The sequence below is a fragment of the Ideonella sp. P3_A4 genome (genome assembly GCF_056403075.1).
The window spans coordinates 1-1,559 of the sequence record NZ_JBFUGE010000994.1 but is presented as its reverse complement, the minus strand read 5'-3'; the positions used below and the strand labels follow the sequence as shown (position 1 = coordinate 1,559).

The 1,559-nt window shown below is 65.3% G+C and carries 2 protein-coding genes; both read right to left on the bottom strand.

Going from position 1 to position 1,559, the window contains the following annotated elements:
* Nucleotides 1–60: 60 nt before the first annotated feature.
* Nucleotides 61–267 (bottom strand): hypothetical protein, encoded by a 207-nt coding sequence (locus tag AC1DYI_RS35200; protein WP_477208736.1) that lies wholly within the window; start codon nucleotides 265–267, stop codon nucleotides 61–63.
* Nucleotides 268–440: 173 nt separating this feature from the next.
* The coding region (locus tag AC1DYI_RS35195) for a chitinase (protein ID WP_477208735.1) at nucleotides 441–1,559 on the bottom strand (1,119 nt) is incomplete at its 5' end.

The following is a 1,559-nucleotide window of genomic DNA, read 5'->3' as shown; positions in this document are numbered from 1 at the left end:
CGGCAGCTCTGGCCGCTGCCTGCCGCCGGCCGATTCTCTTGACGAGAACCGCGCGTTGGATCAGCGATGGTACGGGTCGCCCGGCCTGCGGTCGTAGCGGTTGGGCACGCCGTCGTTGTCGCGGTCACCGTCGTACCGGTTCGGCACGCCGTCCCTGTCTCGATCGTGTACGTAGCCCGGCCTGCCGACCGGCGCCACCACGCAGGCGCTAAGAGTAGAGGCGAGCGCGACCCCGGTGAGGGCGATGAGGATAAGTCGTTTGAACATGGTCCAGCTCCTTCGTGACAGACTGGATCCAATATGCCCGYCCATCTCAGGCTGCGGAGTCGGCAATCCGATTGAAGTGGTGTAGGAAAACGCCCTCGATGGGGCGGCCGGGGTGGAAGGGAAGTGATCCGTCCGAACAAGGGCATGCCCCGAAAGGCACGCCCTTGTGGCGATCACGGCTTCGGCAGGGCGTCCAGATAGGCCCGGTGYTGGGTCGAGAACTCGAAAGCGTTGTAGCGGTCCCAGTTGATCGACCAGGTCATCAGGCCATTCAGGCTCAGCGAGTGCGTGCGGGGGCCGTAGCTGCCGCACTGCTTGAGCTGTGTCAGGCAGTCGAAGGCGGCCTGCACATCCGGCACGCTGGTGAACCCGCCTCCGGCATTGCCGCTGGCCGGCAGACCGATGGACACCTGGTCGGGCCGCAGCGCCGGGAACTTGAACGTCGTGCCGGCCACGGTGAACCCCGTGAGCAGCATGTCCGTCATGGCGACGTGGAAGTCGGCGTTGCCCATGGTGTGGTACTGGTTGTCCAGCCCCATGATCGGCCCCGAGTTGTAGTCCTGCACATGCAGCATCGTGAGGTCGTTGCGCAGTGCGTACAGCACGGGCAGATAGGCGCCGGCGCGGGTGTCGCAGCTGATGCAGGTGCCTCCGTAGAAGCTGTAGCCCAGCTGCACGAAGAAGGTCTCCGGCGCCATGGTCAGTACGAACTTGGCGCCGTACTTGGCCTTCAGCTGCTTCAGCGCGCTGATGAGGTTGACCACCACCGGCGTGGTCGGGTTGGCCACGTCCTTGTCGCCGCTGTTGAGCTGGAGTGAGTGCCCTTCGAAGTCGACATCCAGGCCGTCCAGACCCCAGCGGTCGATGATGGCCGAGACCGAGTTCACGAAGGCCGTCACCGCTGCGCCGGACTCCAGCCGGACCTGGCCGTTGGCGCCACCGATGGAGATCAGCACCTTCTTGCCCTTGGCCTGCTTGGCCTTGATGGCCGCGAGGAAATCGGCGTCCGATTCCACGTTCGAGCACTCGCTGGCCGGGCAGCGCTTGAAGGCCACTTCACCCGAGGTGTTCGAGGTAGGTTCGGCAAAGGCCAGGTCGATGAAGTCCCAGTTGTCGCTGACGTCGGCCATGCGGATGTAGCCCGACCCGTTGGCAAAGCTTGCGTGCAGGTAACCCACCAGGGTATGGGGCCCGCTGGGCGGCGGAGGCGGGGTGCTGCAGGCCTTCGATTTGATCCACGGCTCGCCACTGCCCTTCGGGCCGCTGTTCTCGGAGGGGTCCTTGCCCAGGGA

Coding starts and splice junctions, on each gene's coding strand:
- AC1DYI_RS35200 (WP_477208736.1), bottom strand. CDS start 267: ATGTTCAAACGACTTATCCTCATCGCCCTCACCGGGGTCGCGCTCGCC.